At 56.8% G+C, this 680-nt stretch carries 1 pseudogene; it reads left to right on the top strand.

From position 1 onward, the window contains the following. A pseudogene (locus ACMHKJ_RS19325) lies at nucleotides 1-680 on the top strand (SpvB/TcaC N-terminal domain-containing protein); the annotation flags it as partial.

The raw sequence follows: 680 nt of genomic DNA, 5'->3' as shown, positions 1-680 counted from the left end.
TATCTTGATCTGCACGGCGAAGGCATTGCGGGTGTGCTGTATCAGGACAGCGGTGCCTGGTATTACCGCGCACCGGTTCGTGATACCCAAAGTGATGATGTCAATGCGGTTATATGGAATAAACCACAGCGTCTGGATAATATCCCCGTGCTGAAAGAGGGTGCGATGCTCACCGATCTGGATGGCGACGGCCGTATGCAGTGGGTCGTCACGCAGCCGGGTGTACACGGGCAATATGTTCAGCAAACGGATGATCCGGCAACGTGGCTGAACTTTACACCACTCAGTACCCTGCCGCTGGAATACAGCCATCCTGCCGCGCAAATGACCGATATTAACGGGATCGGTGCAACAGACCTCGTGCTTATCGGTCCGCGCAGTGTGCGCATCTGGCCCGGCAGCAAAGACGGCTGGTTATCCGCGCAAAATATCCCGCAGGCAGAGAAAATCGTGCTGCCATCACCGGACGGCGATGCCGCAAATCTGGTGGCGTTCAGTGATGTTCTCGGCTCCGGTCAGCAACATTTAGTGCAAATCAGTGCGGACGGCGTGGTTTGCTGGCCGAACCTGGGTCACGGGCGCTTTGGTCAGCCCCTGACGCCGGACGGATTCAGTAAAACACAGGCAGAATTTAATGCCGGTTATGTGTATCTGGCGGACATGGACGGCAGCGGCACCGC

The organism is Morganella psychrotolerans, assembly GCF_965118875.1.
GTDB classification, from domain to species: domain Bacteria; phylum Pseudomonadota; class Gammaproteobacteria; order Enterobacterales; family Enterobacteriaceae; genus Morganella; species Morganella psychrotolerans_C.
This window is presented reverse-complemented; position numbering and strand designations above follow the sequence as displayed.